The sequence below is a fragment of the Actinomadura kijaniata genome (assembly GCF_014138665.1).
GTDB classification, from domain to species: Bacteria; Actinomycetota; Actinomycetes; order Streptosporangiales; family Streptosporangiaceae; genus Spirillospora; species Spirillospora kijaniata.
In genome coordinates this window covers 350,396-365,132 of record NZ_JACJIA010000008.1, presented here as the reverse complement: position 1 = coordinate 365,132, position 14,737 = coordinate 350,396, and the positions used below count along the sequence as shown (strand labels likewise).

Genomic DNA, 14,737 nt, shown 5'->3' with positions numbered 1-14,737 from the left:
GGAACCGCCATGACGACCTACGGCCTGCTGATCTTCGAGGACGCCGAGGAACTGGACTTCGTCGGTCCCTGGGAGGTCTTCGGCACCTCGGCGGCCCTGCGCGAGGCCGGCGACCGCACCGTCCTGATCGCCGAACGCCCCGACCCGGTCCGCGCCGTCAAGGGCATGCGGGTGCTGCCGGACCACACCTTCGACGACCACCCGCCGCTGGACGTCCTGCTGGTCCCCGGCGGCGACGGCCGCCACCAGATCTCCCCCGAGACCCTGACCTGGATCGCGAAGACCGCCGCCGGGACGCCATGGGTGACCAGCGTCTGCACCGGCTCGATCCTGCTGCACCAGGCGGGCGTGGCGAAGAACCGCCGGGTGGCGACCCACCACGCCTCGGAGGAGGAGCTGGAGGCCCGCGGCGACGTGACGGTCGTCCGCGGCGAACGCTGGGTGGTGGACGGCAACCTGATCACCAGCCAGGGCGTCTCGGCGGGCATCGACATGTCCCTGTGGCTGGTGGACCACCTCCACGGCCGCGACCACTTCAAGCAGGTCCGCGGCTACATGCAGTACGACCCGGCCCCGCCCTACGCCGACGAGTAGTCACTCCCGCACGAGAACGAGCCGGTCGAGGCCGAGGGGTGGGTTCTGCCGCAGTTTCTCCAGGCAGCCCAATGACCGGTAGACGTCGAACAGCATCTTGCCCTTCATGCTCTCGCCCTCCGCTTTCCACGTGAGCGCGCATGCGGCGAGCAGGGCGAGACGGGCGGCGGCGAACATCAGGGCGTCTCCGCTGGACCGCCGCTCCAGAACCGGGGTGAGCAGGCGGTACGCGTCCTGGAGCAGCGTTCGCACGCAGGAGAGGTCGGTTTCCCTCATGTGGTGCGGCGAAGGCGGCAGAGAGGCCAGCGCCTCGCGCAGCTGCGCGTCCGTGTCCTGACCGGTGACGGGCCCGTCGAGGGAGCGGGAGACCAAGGAGTCCAGATAGGGAACGAAGGACATCTCGGCGCTCCGCCGTTGCGCGAACCACGTGCCGATCAGGATGCGCGTCGCCCAGCGGGCGAGCAGCAGGCTCTGCGGCTCGCCCTCCCGGACGGTCCCGCGTCGGCGCATCTCCGCCAGGCCGGGCCCGGTCAGAGCGAACGGCTCGTACGGCCTGCCCGGTTGGAAAGCCTCGCGATACGTGAAGTCCCGCGGGCTCCGGAGGAGCAGTCCGGGGTGGTAGGAGCGGGCGTAGCGGACAGGGGCGGGAATCTCCCAAAGCTGCATGTCGGGCAGTTCCCGCAGGAACGCGGCGACCTGCTCCTGCTCTTCGTCCGAGTGCACAAGGGGGTTCAGAGCTTCGAGAGCGCTCCTCACGCCGGGCTCCCACGCCTCGCTGGCGTACGCCCTCTCCTCGCGAGCGTCCGGCAAGGCGGCCAGACGCCCCAGAAGGAACGCGCTGCCTCCGCCGATCTCCGCGGCGGCGCGCCGCGTCTCCTCCACGGCTTCGGCGATCCGCCGGGCGGTCGGCTCCAACGGCGGGCAGCCCAGGCCGGACGCCACCAGCAGGTCACGAACGTGAGAGTGGTACAGGGCTGTGACAAGCCGGGCCATAACCGATGGGACGATCGAGGACTCGGGATGCCTCCTGTCTGTCGCCAACTTCAGGCTCAGCCCCCGCGCGTAGTCCTCGAACGCGTAGTACGGCAGGGGTGCCGTCGCCAGGGCCCCCTCAACGAGCACGAGGTCCCGTTCTGGGGAGAGCGGCGGTTCCCACTCCAGGAGCAGCCGGCGTGCCTGCGGCAGGAGATGCAGGGAAGGTCCCGCGGCCGAGTCCTCCCATAGCGCCCCTTCGGCCGCCTCCCTGGTCAGGGCGGGGGCGACGGTCGACATCTCCCGGGACGAGGGCAGCCGGTGCCTTTCCCCGGTCAGCGGCGTGTTCCGCTGGTTGACCTGCCTGTTCAGCCACTCCACGAGCCGCGTGATATCTCCGCTCCACAGCCCGCCCACCGGCTCGTCGCCGCCGCCCTGCCCGACCGGGAACCCGCTACGACCGGCGGCCCGCTCGTCCGCCAGGAACAGCCGGTACAGCCGGTACGTCACCGGCTGCGCGCACACCCGCACCCCGTCGACGTCCTGGACCTCGCGGAGCAGTCGCGTCGCCACCACCGCGCGCACCAGCCCCGCGCGCGGGCTCCCCGGTTCGGAGGCTTCACCGAGGATCCGTTCCATGTGCTCCCGGACCGCGTCATCCACGCGCTGCGCCTCGTCCAGGCAGTCGAACGCCAACGCCATCGCCTGCACCGTCCCCGATTCCAGGCAGGCCCGCAGCACGGGGGTGGCGTCGGCGTTCGCCGCCCACAACAGCGTCGTCTCCCGCCACCACATCTCGTCCACCTTCGAGGCCAGCACCTCGACCTGTTCGGGGCCGGTGACATACGCGGCGGCCAGGTACTCCTGCAACGTCAGGTGCGCGAACTCGTAGAGGCCGCTCTCCCGTTCCACCAGCAGCCCGCTCTCCGCGCACGCCTCCAGGAACGCCGCCGGACCCAACCGCCGCGACACCTGCCGCAGCGCCGGTGCGACGATCTCCCGCGCCTCCGCCGCCGTGACGACGGAATCCTGGCGGCTCATCAACGTCCACGCCAGGTGCCGGGCGACGTGCTCCTTCTGCGAGCCGCGCAGCTCGGTCGGGTCCGGCAGCCCCTTGGCCTCCTGGCGGCGGTGCAGCAGCACGTCGCACATCTCCCGGTACAGGTCGGCGCGGCTGCCGGGCAGCGCGCCCCGGAACAGGTGCACGTTGGCGATCATCGTGAGGAGGAGCGGGTTGGCGGTCAGATCGGTGAGCGCCGGGTTGACGCGAAGACGTTCCAGCAGGTCGTCGGCCTTGCGCCGGGCGGCCTCGGTCACCTCGGCTCCGGACGAGCCCGTCGCCCGCTGCTCGATCGCCAGGTACCAGTTGTGCAGGAACTCGCCGACCTGCTCGGGGGTGAAACGCCGCACCTGGAGCACGTCGGCGGTGTCGATCGGGTCGGTGCGGTAGCCGTGCGGACGCGAGGTCAGCACGAACTGGTTGCCGGGATGGCGGGCGATCTGCTGCTTGACCCAGACGGCGACGCGTACGCGGTCGTCGGCGTCGGCGATCTCGTCCAGGCCGTCGAGCAACACCAGGCAACGGCCCCGGTCGAGCTGGTCGCGCAGCCAGGTGGCGTCCACCTTGTCCGCCAGCCACGGGGCCTGGACGGCGATCTCGGCGAGCGCGGGCGGAGGATCGGCGGCCAGTGCCGCGGCATGATCCCGCAGGTACAGCAGAACGGGAAGCCGCTGCCGCCGCCGGAACCGGCGCCACCGCGTCAGATCGAGAGCGGTGTGCCGGACCAGGGTCGTCTTCCCGGACCCCGGCCCGCCGATCACCACCAGCACCCGCGACCCGGCCTCCAGGAACGAACGCAGGCTGCGGCGTTCCCCCGGAGCGCCCCGGACCTGCCCCACGAACGGCTCACGCGCCGCCTCATGCGTACGCGGCATCAGGCTCACGTCCACATAGACCTGCCGCATGTCCAGCGAGTACGGCCCGCGCGTGGCGATCCCCATGGCCTCCATGTACCGAACGCTGGCCTGGGTCTGCCGCAGGTAGATGCGGCGCAGCCGCCCCGCCGCCAGCCCCCGCGCCCCGCCCTCGGCGGACCCGAACCGCGCCCCGAGCACGGTGACCGTCGCCAGCAGCAACGCGAAGCACGCCGCGATGACCAGCCACTGGCGGCTCCACTTGCCGTCGTTGAGGACCTGGTTGGCCGTGACACTGCTGCCCAGCATCAGGGCCCCGGAGATCACGACCCAGGTGACCCATCCCAGTCCCCGCAGAACGCCGCCCACACGACCAGGGAACGGGGCGCACCACCCCTCTGTCAGGCGATCACGACGAAACCCCCTGGCCGGATCAGGCCCACCCCGGCAGCCCGCCCTCGACCCGGCCGAGCTCTCCAGGCAACTCGGCGGAGCCGCCCACGCGCCCTGGCCGCCCGCGTCCCTCCGGTGCCGCCGTACCGGCGGTACCAGCCGGGCTTCGGCGCCGTGCTCGTCCGGATGCTCGCCAACCGGAATCTGGACTGGCCGAGAGCGGCCCCAGCCCTGTTCCACGTGACCGGAGATCGGCACGGTGGGTCGCGGCCGTAAGGAGCTGCCGGGCGACATCTCTCCGAACCCGGCGGCGGCAGATGCGGGTCGGTTGATGGGGGCCTACGGCGCCTGACCGCCGACCAGGCACAGCGGGTCCGGGCCACGGCCGGATCCATGCCGGACGGATGACCGGACCGCCGCCTCTCCAGCGCGCCGCGCCATCACCGATGGCGGGTCGGCGGTGGGGTCCGGATCACATAAACAAGGATGTTTGTTTCATATGCGCCTCTGTCGCTAGTGTGCGTCGGTAGGGGATCTGGGCTCCTGTCGGGACGCTACGAGCTGCTGGAGGCCATCGGGCGTGGCGGTATGGGCACCGTCTGGCGGGCCCTGGACCGTGATCTGGACCGTACCGTCGCCATCAAGGAGCTCCACCTTCCCGCCGGTGTCACCGCCGAGGAGGCGGCCACCATCTTCGGCCGGATAGAACGGGAGGCCAGGGCGGCGGCCAGGCTGCGTCACCCCGGCATCGTCACCGTCCACGATCGCCTGTACGGTCCCGACGGCAGGCCCTGGATCGTCATGGAGTACGTCCAGGGCGGTTCCCTGGCGGACATGCTGGCCGAGCGCGGGCGACTGGAGGTCCCCGCCGTGGCCTCGATCGGCCTGGCGATCCTGACCTCACTGCGGCTGGCCCACTCCGCCGGGGTGGTGCACCGGGACGTCAAGCCGGCCAACGTCCTGCTGGAGGGCGACCGGGTCGTCCTGACGGACTTCGGTATCGCCGCGGTCGAAGGAGACGCCACCCTCACCCAGTCCGGGGTGCTGCTGGGCACCCCGGCGTTCATGGCCCCCGAACAGGTGCGAGGACTGGAAGCCACCCCTGAGACCGATCTGTGGGCGCTGGGGGCGACCCTGTACGCGGCCGTCGAGGGCCGGGCCCCGTTCGAGGGAGCCGGCGCGGGCGCCGTTCTGCTGGCGATCGCCACCCAGCCCCCCGCGCCACCGGTGCAGGCCGGACCGCTCACTCCCGTTCCGACCGGGCTGTTGCAGCGGGAGCCCGCCGCGCGGCTGTCGGCGCAGCAGGCCCACGACCATCTCACCGCCCTGGCCCGGGACGGAAGGCCGCTGCCGCGAAGGACCGGCCCGCCCCCGAAGCCGTCTCCCGCGCTCCCGGAGCCGCCTCCCATGGCCGCGGCCCCGCCGCCACCGGCGGGGCTCCCGCCGGCAGGACCTCCACCCCAGCTGTGGCCTCAGGCCACACGCGACAGTGCCGGGCAGCGCAAGAACGTCAGCCGGTTCATGCTCGTCGGGTTGTCCTGCGCACTCGTCGCCGGCGTCGCGGTCGGGGCGGCGCTGTGGCCAGAGGGTGACGGCTCGCCCGATCGCCGTCCCGGCGGCCACGTCGCCGACAGGCCCGCGCCTTCTCCCACCGGCGCCCCCACGACCCAGCAGTCACCCGAGCCCGTCTCGACGAAGGCGCCCATGGACCCCGCCAAGGTGAAGCGCGTCTTCACCACCTATATGACGGGGCTGGTCACGCATGACCTGAAGAAGCTCAAGTCGGGGAACTGCCCCGAGTCCCGGCACCGGTTGGTCGGCTTCGCGCTGAACGGGATGTACGTCACCGACTGGAAGCTGACCGAACCGATCGACATCCCGCCGGACGCGGACGTGGTCACGGTGGACGCTCTGATCTCCCTGAAGCACCCGGAGTCCGGGCGGTCGGGCGGCAAGGTCCACAACCAGTGGCTCGTGGAACGCCGCTCCAACGGCGATCACTGGACGTGCGGCTGGCTCAACGCAAAGGACCCGAACCACCCCTGACCCCGCGCATCGCGGGGCTCGTCCGGGATGATCGCGGCGCGGAACCCCAAGGAACCGAGTGGTCCGGGTGCCGGGGCGTCGCCGCACCATCAGTGGATCTTGCCGTACTCGTCTAAGCGGTAGCGGGTGCAGGTCTCACAGGCGTGCGGCGAGGCGTTCGCGGAGTGGTTCGTAGTCGTGCTCGGGGAACAGGACGGGCAACGCCTCAAGCATGCGCTCCACCCGCCTTCGCACCGACTTGAACTCCTGTTCGCCAAGCGGTGCCCGGGTGAACAGGAACTGCCAGTCGAAGGCGCCCATGGTCACCTTCAGCGCGTCCAGGTATTCGCGATAGCCGATGTCCATCCTCCAGGCGCCATGGTGCGGGGTGGCCACCCACCAGACCTCGGGTTCTCCTCCGCCTGGAAGCAACCGCAGCGCGGCGTAGCGTCCTGTCCCCGTGACCGGATGCTCGTCGATGATGCGTAGCTCCGATGACGGAAACCGCTCGTCGTCCTCGTCCGAGGGAATCCACGTCGGATCCGCTGGGCCGGCCGCTCGCGCGATGTGGGTCAGGTAGAACTCACCGTCGACGTTCGCCTCTACGGCGCCCCACTGCCGTCCCAGCTCTTGAAAGCGCAAGTAGCACCGCTCCAACCCGGTGGGCGCCTCGATCCGCCGGGGACGCACCAGCGCGTCCCACGAGGCGGCGGCGTCCGCGAAGTCCGTATCGAGTCGCCCCTCCAGTCTGGAGGAGACCTCGATCCCGGGATGGTCGTCCAGGCCGTCGCAGATCCCGCGCCATCCGGCCTCGTACGCCGTCAGTTCCACCATCACGCACCGTTCCGACACCCAGTGATCATCTGGCTGGTGGAAGAGTACGAGGCGGCGACCGCCACCGCAGCCTGATCAATGACTTTCCCGGACCAGCCGGCGGGCCCGGTGTTCGGCGGCCAGGCCGTAGGCGAACGCGGCGACGCCCCCGGTCCGGAGCGGGCCGGGGGCGTCTCCTCCGTGGGGCCGGGGTCAGCCGTAGATCCAGAGGTTCCACCACTCGCGGGTGAAGCTCTGCTGGCAGTGGTAACCGGTGCCGCCGTCCGCGTAGTACCGGCCCGCCTCTTCGCACGCGTCCTGGTGCGGGTAGCGGCCCCCGAACGTGGTGCCCTGCGCCGACACCCCGCCCGAGGCGGACGCCGCCGCCGGGACGGCGGTTCCGACCAGTGCGGTGGCGCCGATGGCCAGTGCTGCGAAAGCGTGCTTGACCGACAAGATGCTCTCCTTCTGGATGATCACGTGCGCCGGTCTTGAACGAATTTGTGCATGCCGGGCCGTCAGCCGGAGAGGGAGAAGCGGTCGGCGAACGCGGACATCTCCTTCCGCTGCCCTTCCGGGTCCGCCGTGGTGGGGGCGACCACGATGCGGGTCACGCCCTGGGCGGCGAACGCCTCGACCCGTTCGGGGGTCATGTCGATCGATCCCCATCGCGTGTACTCCAGCGCGTCGGGGTCGCGTCCGGCCTCCGCGGCGGCGGACCGGGCCAGTTCCCACTGGGCCGCGCGCTCCCCGGGGGTGAGCGCGCCGCCGGGGAAGTAGCCGTCGCCGCGTCGCCCGGCGCGGCGGGCGGCGGCCCGGCTCGACCCGCCGACGTGGATCGGCAGGTGCGTGACCCCGTGCGGCTTGGGGTAGCTGACCGCCCGGTCGAGGCCGAAGAACCCGCCGTCGAAGTCGACGCCCTCCCCGTCGCCCTCCCACAGCAGCCGCAGCACGTCGATGGCCTCGTCGGCGCGGCGTCCGCGCGTGCCGAAGTCCACCCCGACCGCCTCGGCCTCGCCGGGCAGGGCGCCCAGCCCGACGGTCAGCAGCCGCATCCGCCCCCTGGACAGCACGTCGATGGTCGCCAGGCGCTTGGCCAGGGTCACCGGGTGGTGGTACGGCAGCAGCAGCACGGCCGTGCCGAGCAGGATGCGCCGGGTGGCCGCCGCGACGAAGGTCAGGCAGTCGAGCGGGTCGGGGTAGGGCAGCGTCGGCGGGAACTCGAAGGAGCCGAGCGCGGCGCCGGGGTACAGCACGACGTGCTCGGGCAGGTACAGGCCCTCGAAGCCGCAGTTCTCCGCATGCCGGGCGTAGGCCACGAGCCGGTCGGGGTCGAGGCCGCCGGCCGTGGAGTAGCTGATCGCGAATTTCATCGTCGTCCTCGGGATTCGGTGGTCGCGATCACGCTAGAAGCCTGACGCCGACGTCAGGCAAGCGTGCGGTCCCTCCCGCGGCGCCCTCGGTGTGATCTTCGGATGCCGGAGATTCCTCGGGCCGGCCATGGGAAGAAGAGGGGGACCCAGGAGGATGCGAGGTGGGCGTGGACGGTCTGAGACTGGAGGAGCTGCTGGCCGCGGCCGAGCGGGCCGCGCCGATGGAGTCGGTGGACGTCGTGGCCGCCAACCTGCGCCGGCGGTTCGACGCCGGACGGGTGTCCTTCCTGTTCGCCGACCTGGTCGGCCAGCAACTCGTCCGGCTGACGGCCCAGGACCGGGAGCGGAACGACGACGACGTCGAACGCATCCGGCTGGCCGGGAGCGTCTACGACGAGGTCCTGCGTGACCAGCGTCCCCTGCACGACTCCCGGGCCGAGGACGGGCACCGTGTGATCGCGCCGGTCACCAACCGCGGCGACTGCATCGGCCTGCTGGAGCTGACCCTTCCCCACGTCGACGACCACGTCCTCGACCAGGTGGCCGAGGCGGCCCACACGCTGGCCTACGTCATCGTCACCGACCGTCGCTTCACCGACCTGTACCACTGGGGCAGGCGCACCACCCCCGTGAGCCTGGCCGCCGAGATCCAGCACCGGCTCCTGCCCTCGGCGTCCTGCTGCGAGGCCTCCCAGTTCGCCCTCGCCGGCGCCCTGGTGCCCGCCGACGACATCGGCGGCGACACCTACGACTACACCCTCGACAGCCGCACCCTCCACGTCTCCATCACCGACGCCATGGGCCACGACGTCGACTCGGCCCTGCTGGCCACCCTCCTGGTCGGCGCGCTGCGCTGCGCCCGCCGCGAGGGCCGCGGCATCGTCGAGCAGGCCGTGGAGGCGCATCGGGCGCTGGCGGACAACGGGCGCGAGGGCTTCGCGACGGGGCAGCTCCTGCGCGTCGATCTGGAGAGCGGATCCTGCCAGGTGGTCAACGCCGGTCATCCCTGGCCGATCCTGCTGCGCGACGGGCGGGCCGAGCGCCTCGCCCTGGAGGTGGACCTGCCGTTCGGCATGCCCGTCGCGATGCCCTACCGCGCGCAGAGGCTCGATCTGCGCCCCGGCGACCGGCTGCTGCTGCTCACCGACGGCGCGCTGGAGCGCGGCGCCGCCTCCCTCGACGTCTTCGAGCTGTTGTGCAAAACCCGCGACCTGCACGTCAGGGAAGCCGTCCGGGCACTGACCGCGGCGGTCGACGACGCGTGCGGGGGCCACCTCCAGGACGACGCCACCGTGCTGTGCCTGGACTGGCACGGCACGGCCGCCGCCAGGCGACAGGCCGACGAGGGCTCCTCCGGCCCCTGACGGGGCGGCCGGTCAGGACCAGCGGTCGTGCAGCTCCTCCAGGCGCCGCGCGCGGTCCTCGTCGCCCAGCGCGATCCTGATCCGCGCGGGCCGGCCGGCCGCGTCGAGGTCGGCGTGGACGGGGTAGAGGCCGTCGCCCCAGCTCGTCGCGAACGCCAGCGTCCGCGCCCCGCCCACCTCGGTCACGCCGCTCCCGGCCGCGCGGATCAGGGACAGGGCCTCGAAGTGGTGGGAGTGCGGGCGGAAGTCCACGGCCAGGAGGCGTTCGGGGGAGGCGTCCGCCCACTCCTGGACCGCCATGGCGCGCTCGACGGCCGTCCGCACGTCCAGGTCCGCCCAGCCGCGCACGCCCTCCTCGCCGGGCCGTCCCAGCGGGGGAGCGTCGAAGCGCGCCGCCGCCTCCTCCTGCGAACGCCCCCAGAACGCCACGTCCGCCAGCCCGTCCAGCGGCTCGTCGTGCCGCCAGGCCCCCAGCGCGTCGGCGTCGATCAGGCTGAGGCGGGCCGCGTCCACGCCCACCGTGTCCAGGCGGCGGGAGGCCACGGCCTCGGCGTCCGAGACATGGACGGTGATCGTCTCCCAGCGCACGCCGATGCGGCCGTAGTCGCGGCGGGTCCCCGTCACCCGCGGCGCGCTCCCGGCGGGCAGCGGGGCGACCACCACCGGCACTCCCTGCATGACGAAGCCGTCGCCGCCCGCGCGGGCGGCGCGCTCGGCGCGCTCACGGTGGGGAACGCGCTCGGGGAGGCGTTCCACGCGCGCGTCCAGCCCGTGCTCGCGGCGGTGCGCCTCGAACGACTCGACGATCTTCGGGACGCCGTGCGCCGGGATGTCGTACAGCCACGTCCCCGACTGGCGGTCGAAGCTCCGGGCCGCCCGTTCCGCGTCCGGGCCGACGATCTCCAGGTCGGCCGCGTTCGCCACGCTCTCCCGCAGCTCCGGGTCCGTGATCCCCGCCAGCAGGTCCGCGTCGGCGACGGGCGCGGCGTCCCCCGACCACAGGCCCAGATAGCCCGTGTCGGCGATCACCAGGCGGCCGGAGGGGCAGGTGACGGTTCCGAGTTCGATCTCCACCGGACGCAGTATGGGCGATCGGTGAAGGAAGCACATCCGGCGCCGCCGGTTCCGTCCCGTCCGCGCGGACCCTCCCGCGGGGACGCCGATCGCGGTTGCGGATGCTGAATTCGGTCCGTATTCGGCCCTTAAAGGTGCGGCACATAATCGGCCGTGACCGTCGGATCGGATCGCGTGCGGTGCTCGCCGAAACGCCGAGGATTGCGGAATGTCCGTGATGGTGAACATCTGGGAGCAGAGGAGTGAATGCGGCATTTGCGCAGGTGATAGACGGTTGATCCGGTGTTGACCGCGTCAATGGCCGCACCGGCGGCGGGCGTGAGGGGCGGCGGCTCGGGCTCATGCTCCCGTCGACTGCCGAAAACAAAGCAGTTTCGGAAATTTCCTGGCCAGCGCCTGGTGGTTGACGTTCAATGGGTTCCGAACGGTCGGACGCACTGGAGGGGCGGCGATGTCTGTTCCGGCAGCGCGTCAGGCGACGACCCGGAGCGGTTGCCGGATGCGGCTGTCACCCGCCCGGCACGCGGCGGACGCCCGGTGGTGTCCGGAGCGGGAGGTGTGGGAGTCCTACCGGGCGACCCTGGAACGCTGCGGCCTGTCCGCGGGCACCCGGCGGGTGTACGCCTCCCGGCTGGGCGAGTTCCTGGGCTGGCTGGCCCGGACCCGGACGGAGGACGGCGCGCACGCGGGCGTCGACGCCGCCCTCGCCCTGCGCGACGGCGCCGAGCGGGAACGGGCCGTGCGGCGGTTCCGGGAGCATCTGGTGGACGAGCACGGATGCGGGGCCGCGACGATCAACAACTACCTGGCCGCGCTCGACCACTTCTACCGGACGCACCAGGGTCTGGGAGCCACGGGGGCCTCCCGGGAACGGCCCGCGGGCCCGGCGACCGCGCCGGACTCGACGGAGCTGCGCCGCTTCCAGGCGGTGGTGGCGCGCCTGCCGTCGCCCCGGGACCGCGCGATCTGCGCGCTGGCCCGGTACGGGGGACTGCGGGTGGCGGAGCTGGCCGCCGCGGGCGTGGACGACGTGGTGTACGACGAGGACGGGATGCGGGTGGTGGCGCGGGGCCCGGACGGGACCGTGCGCCGGACCGGCCCGGTGCTGCCGGAGGCCGCGCGGGCCGCGGTGGAGCACTGGCTGCGGCGCGGACCGTCGGCCCCGTCCCCGGACGGGCGGTCCCGTGACCGCCGGCCGCTGTTCCCCGGCCGGGGCGGCCGGGGCCTGTCCGAGCGCCGGATCAGGCAGATCCTGGCCGAGGTCGCCGCGGCGGCGACCGTGCCGGTCACCGCGCACCGGCTGCGCCTGGCCCTGACGGCGCAGCTGTGCCGCTCCGGGCATCCCGCGGCGCAGGTCCAGCGGTGGCTGGGCGGGCGGTCCCCCGAGCCCGGCGCCTCCCCGGTCCGCCGGCCGGTGCCGGCGGACCGTCCGCTGCCGGAGATCGCCGAGGCCCGCGCACAGCGGATCGCCGAGGCCCGCGCACGGCTCGAACGGACCCGGGCGGAGGCCGCGCGGCTGGCGGCCACCGGGGAGCGGCTGCTCGCCCGCGCCACCCACCAGATCCGCAGCGGGCATCTGACCGTGGCCCGAGCCCACAAGGCGGCGGCCGCCGCCTACGAGTATCTGGCCGACACCGATCCCGCCCGGTACGGGGGCAAGGTCCGCAGCTCCCAGGAGGCGGCGACGGCCGCACGCGAACGCTCACGCGCCTGCCGGACCCGCCCGGCCGGGCCCGCGAGCCCACCGGCGGAGAGCCCGGCGCCGCCCGCCTCCACCGGCAGACGAAGACGGACCCATGAACGCACATAGCGAACACCACAGGCCCGGGCGGCGGTATCCCCCCACTTGCCGTCCGGAGGGTTGGCGGGGCGCGCTCCCCTCCTGCCATCACGTGCTGCTCCGCACGGATGCGCTCGGCGCGCCCCGCCAACGCCCTTCCGCTCCGCCCGGCGTCATGGCGGGTTCGGCGGCGCTTCCCCAGGGCTCCGCGACGCCTGACGAGTCTCCCATGCCCGGGCCCGGGGAGGGGGGCTCCCGCCGTCTCGCCGGCGCCCGTGCCCCGCGGTAGGAAAGGACGTCGGTCATGTCCGGATCTCCGGACCGGTCGCGCGACGGGCCCCGGGGCCCGTGCACGCACCAGACGTTGCCGTACACCAGCCAGACCCGCCTGCTCAGCGCCGCCCGGCCCTACGTGGAAGAGGGGCTGGCACGGGGTGAGACCGTCGTGGTGGTGGCCGCCGACGCGTTCCTGGGCCGGTTGCGCGATCTCCTGCCGGAGGAGATCACCGACGGGGCCGGTCCGGAGCGGATCCGCCTCGTGCCGGCGGACGCGTGGTACACGCACCCGGCCCGCACGCTGACCACGGTCCACGACATGGTCGCCCAGGCCCGCGACGACGGGGAGCGGATGCGCTTCTGGGGGGAGCTGCCCTGGGCCCGGTGGAGCGTGCCGCAGGCGCGGCAGTGGCTGCGCTACGAGACGCTGCTGAACGTCATGCTGGCCGGGCAGCACGTGACCCTCTGCTGTCCGGTCGACCTCGCCCGCCTGCGGCCGTCGGTCCTGGAAGGCGTGTACGCCGCCCATCCGTACCTGGTCGAGTCCCGGCGGCGGGCCAACCCGCGCTACCAGTCGCCCGAGCGCCTTCTGCGGCGGCTCAACCGCACCCGGCTGCCGGATCCCCCGGCGGACGTCCGCCGCATCGACTTCGACCACCGCGACCTGGCGGAGGTGCGCCGGTCCGTGGCCGCCACCGCCCGGTCGGCCGGGCTGCCCGACGACCGGGTCTTCCCGGTGGTGCTGGCGGTGGCCGAGCTGGCGGCCAACGCCGTGGTCCACGTCGACGGGCCCGGCCGGCTGGAGGTCTGGTCGTCGCCGGGCGAGCTGGTGTACCAGATCCGCAGCACCGGAACGGCGCCGATGCCCCCGGCCTGCGGGTTCCTGCCCCCCGACCCGCTCAGCACCACCGGCCGGGGACTGTGGATGGCACGCCAGCTCGCCGACGTGCTGGAGGTGGGGATCTGCGACGGGGACGGCCGGGGCCGCGCGGACGGCGGTGACACCGCCGTCCGCGCCCACTTCGCCCTGCCCCGCCGCACCCGTGCATGGGAACCGGATGCGAGGGCATGACCAGACCGTGGCCGACCAGCCGGATCCGGAGCACCGCCGGGACACCGTCGTGATCGCCGCGTCGGCGGGCGGGATCTCGGCGATGCAGAAGCTGCTGGCCCGGCTGCCCCGCGACCTGCCCGCGACGATCCTGGGCGTGGTGCACCTTCCCGCCACCGCCAACAGCGTGTTGCCGCAGGTGGTGACCCGCCGGTCGGAGGTGCCCGCGGAGTTCGCGCGCGACGGCGTCGAGCCCCGGCCGGGACGGCTGTACCTGGCCCCGCCCGACCGGCACCTGCTGCTGGTCGAGGACCGGCTCCGGCTGTCGACGGGCCCCCGCCAGAACGGGTTGCGCCCGGCGGCCGACCCGCTGTTCTTCAGCGCCGCCCTCGCGCGCGGCCGGCGGCTGATCGGGGTGGTGCTGAGCGGGATGCTGGACGACGGCGCGGCCGGATGCGCGGCCGTCCAGGAGCACGGGGGCCTGGTGGCCGTCCAGGACCCGGCCGAGGCCGACTACGACGGGATGCCGAGTGCCGCCCTGGCCTCGACCACCGACGCCTTCCTCGGAAACCTGGAGGGCATCGCCCGATTCGTCAGGGACCAGACGCGGGAGGCGGGGATGACGGACAAGGGTCCCGACCCGGACCCGGACCTGCACCAGGCGGTGGAACGCCTGCTCAAGGTGGACAACGGCTGGACCGAGTCACCGCCGCACGAGTACTCGGGGCTCACCTGTCCCGAGTGCGGCGGTCCGCTGTACAGCCGGTCGGCGCCCGCCGGGTCGATGCGGATGGAATGCCGGATCGGCCACGGCTGGTCCCCGCAGTCGCTGCTGGAGAGCCAGGACCGGACGGTGGAACGCGCGTTGTCGATGGCGGTCACGCAACTGGCCGAGCGGAGCGTCCTCACCCGCAGGCTGGCCCAGGCCGCCGCCGAACGGGGTCACCGGCTCTCCCGGGACCAGTTCGCCGACAAGGCCCGCCAGACCGAGGAGGCCGCCGAGACGCTCCAGCGGATGCTCGCCGAACTCCTCGCCCGGCAGGACGATCTCGCGAACGGCTCCCGCTGAGACGGCTTCCGCTGGGCGGTCCGGCCGTGTCCTGCGCGC

General features: G+C 73.1%; 11 protein-coding genes. 6 read left to right on the top strand and 5 right to left on the bottom strand.

Going from position 1 to position 14,737, the window contains the following annotated elements; all coding sequences use genetic code 11:
* Positions 1–9: 9 nt before the first annotated feature.
* The gene (locus HNR61_RS29235; protein ID WP_182846377.1) at positions 10–594 is read left to right on the top strand and encodes a DJ-1/PfpI family protein; all 585 of its coding nucleotides are present in this window, start codon (positions 10–12) and stop codon (positions 592–594) included.
* Here HNR61_RS29235 and HNR61_RS29230 read toward each other — a convergent pair whose 3' ends face one another.
* A complete protein-coding gene (locus tag HNR61_RS29230; protein WP_182846376.1) occupies positions 595–3,849 on the bottom strand; it encodes an NACHT domain-containing protein in 3,255 nt (1,084 codons plus the stop codon).
* A gap of 510 nt (positions 3,850–4,359) precedes the next feature.
* Between HNR61_RS29230 and HNR61_RS29225 the strand changes: the two genes are divergently transcribed.
* Positions 4,360–5,919 (top strand): serine/threonine-protein kinase, encoded by a 1,560-nt coding sequence (locus HNR61_RS29225; RefSeq protein ID WP_182846375.1) that lies wholly within the window; start codon positions 4,360–4,362, stop codon positions 5,917–5,919.
* 135 nt (positions 5,920–6,054) lie between these two features.
* Here HNR61_RS29225 and HNR61_RS29220 read toward each other — a convergent pair whose 3' ends face one another.
* The 3 genes from HNR61_RS29220 to HNR61_RS29210 all read right to left on the bottom strand — a co-directional run bounded on the left by HNR61_RS29220 (position 6,055) and on the right by HNR61_RS29210 (position 8,084).
* Complete coding sequence (locus HNR61_RS29220) at positions 6,055–6,735, bottom strand: hypothetical protein (protein WP_182846374.1); 681 nt, start codon at positions 6,733–6,735, stop codon at positions 6,055–6,057.
* Between the two features lie 189 nt (positions 6,736–6,924).
* Positions 6,925–7,167 (bottom strand): hypothetical protein, encoded by a 243-nt coding sequence (locus HNR61_RS29215; RefSeq protein WP_182846373.1) that lies wholly within the window; start codon positions 7,165–7,167, stop codon positions 6,925–6,927.
* A gap of 62 nt (positions 7,168–7,229) precedes the next feature.
* Entirely contained in the window at positions 7,230–8,084 is an 855-nt protein-coding gene (locus HNR61_RS29210) for a TIGR03619 family F420-dependent LLM class oxidoreductase (RefSeq protein ID WP_182846372.1), read from the bottom strand.
* A 167-nt stretch (positions 8,085–8,251) separates the two neighbouring features.
* Between HNR61_RS29210 and HNR61_RS29205 the strand changes: the two genes are divergently transcribed.
* Positions 8,252–9,448 (top strand): PP2C family protein-serine/threonine phosphatase, encoded by a 1,197-nt coding sequence (locus tag HNR61_RS29205; RefSeq protein WP_312898149.1) that lies wholly within the window; start codon positions 8,252–8,254, stop codon positions 9,446–9,448.
* Between the two features lie 12 nt (positions 9,449–9,460).
* Here HNR61_RS29205 and HNR61_RS29200 read toward each other — a convergent pair whose 3' ends face one another.
* A complete protein-coding gene (locus HNR61_RS29200) occupies positions 9,461–10,522 on the bottom strand; it encodes a hypothetical protein (RefSeq protein WP_182846371.1) in 1,062 nt (353 codons plus the stop codon).
* Positions 10,523–11,021: 499 nt separating this feature from the next.
* Here HNR61_RS29200 and HNR61_RS29195 point away from each other — a divergent pair, with 499 nt between their 5' ends.
* The 3 genes from HNR61_RS29195 (at position 11,022) to HNR61_RS29185 (ending at position 14,698) form a co-directional block, all read left to right on the top strand.
* Positions 11,022–12,332, top strand: a complete 1,311-nt coding sequence (locus tag HNR61_RS29195; RefSeq protein WP_182846370.1) for a tyrosine-type recombinase/integrase — start codon at positions 11,022–11,024, stop codon at positions 12,330–12,332.
* A gap of 274 nt (positions 12,333–12,606) precedes the next feature.
* A complete protein-coding gene (locus HNR61_RS29190; RefSeq protein ID WP_182846369.1) occupies positions 12,607–13,650 on the top strand; it encodes an anti-sigma factor RsbA family regulatory protein in 1,044 nt (347 codons plus the stop codon).
* Positions 13,637–14,698: a chemotaxis protein CheB gene (locus tag HNR61_RS29185; protein WP_182846368.1), complete on the top strand. Its 1,062-nt coding sequence runs from the start codon at positions 13,637–13,639 to the stop codon at positions 14,696–14,698. The genes HNR61_RS29190 and HNR61_RS29185 overlap by 14 nt, the downstream gene beginning before the upstream one ends.
* The last annotated feature ends 39 nt before the right edge of the window (positions 14,699–14,737 follow it).

Coding starts and splice junctions, on each gene's coding strand:
- HNR61_RS29235 (WP_182846377.1), top strand. CDS start 10: ATGACGACCTACGGCCTGCTGATCTTCGAGGACGCCGAGGAACTGGAC.
- HNR61_RS29225 (WP_182846375.1), top strand. CDS start 4,360: ATGTTTGTTTCATATGCGCCTCTGTCGCTAGTGTGCGTCGGTAGGGGA.
- HNR61_RS29210 (WP_182846372.1), bottom strand. CDS start 8,084: ATGAAATTCGCGATCAGCTACTCCACGGCCGGCGGCCTCGACCCCGAC.
- HNR61_RS29195 (WP_182846370.1), top strand. CDS start 11,022: ATGCGGCTGTCACCCGCCCGGCACGCGGCGGACGCCCGGTGGTGTCCG.
- HNR61_RS29190 (WP_182846369.1), top strand. CDS start 12,607: ATGTCCGGATCTCCGGACCGGTCGCGCGACGGGCCCCGGGGCCCGTGC.
- HNR61_RS29185 (WP_182846368.1), top strand. CDS start 13,637: ATGCGAGGGCATGACCAGACCGTGGCCGACCAGCCGGATCCGGAGCAC.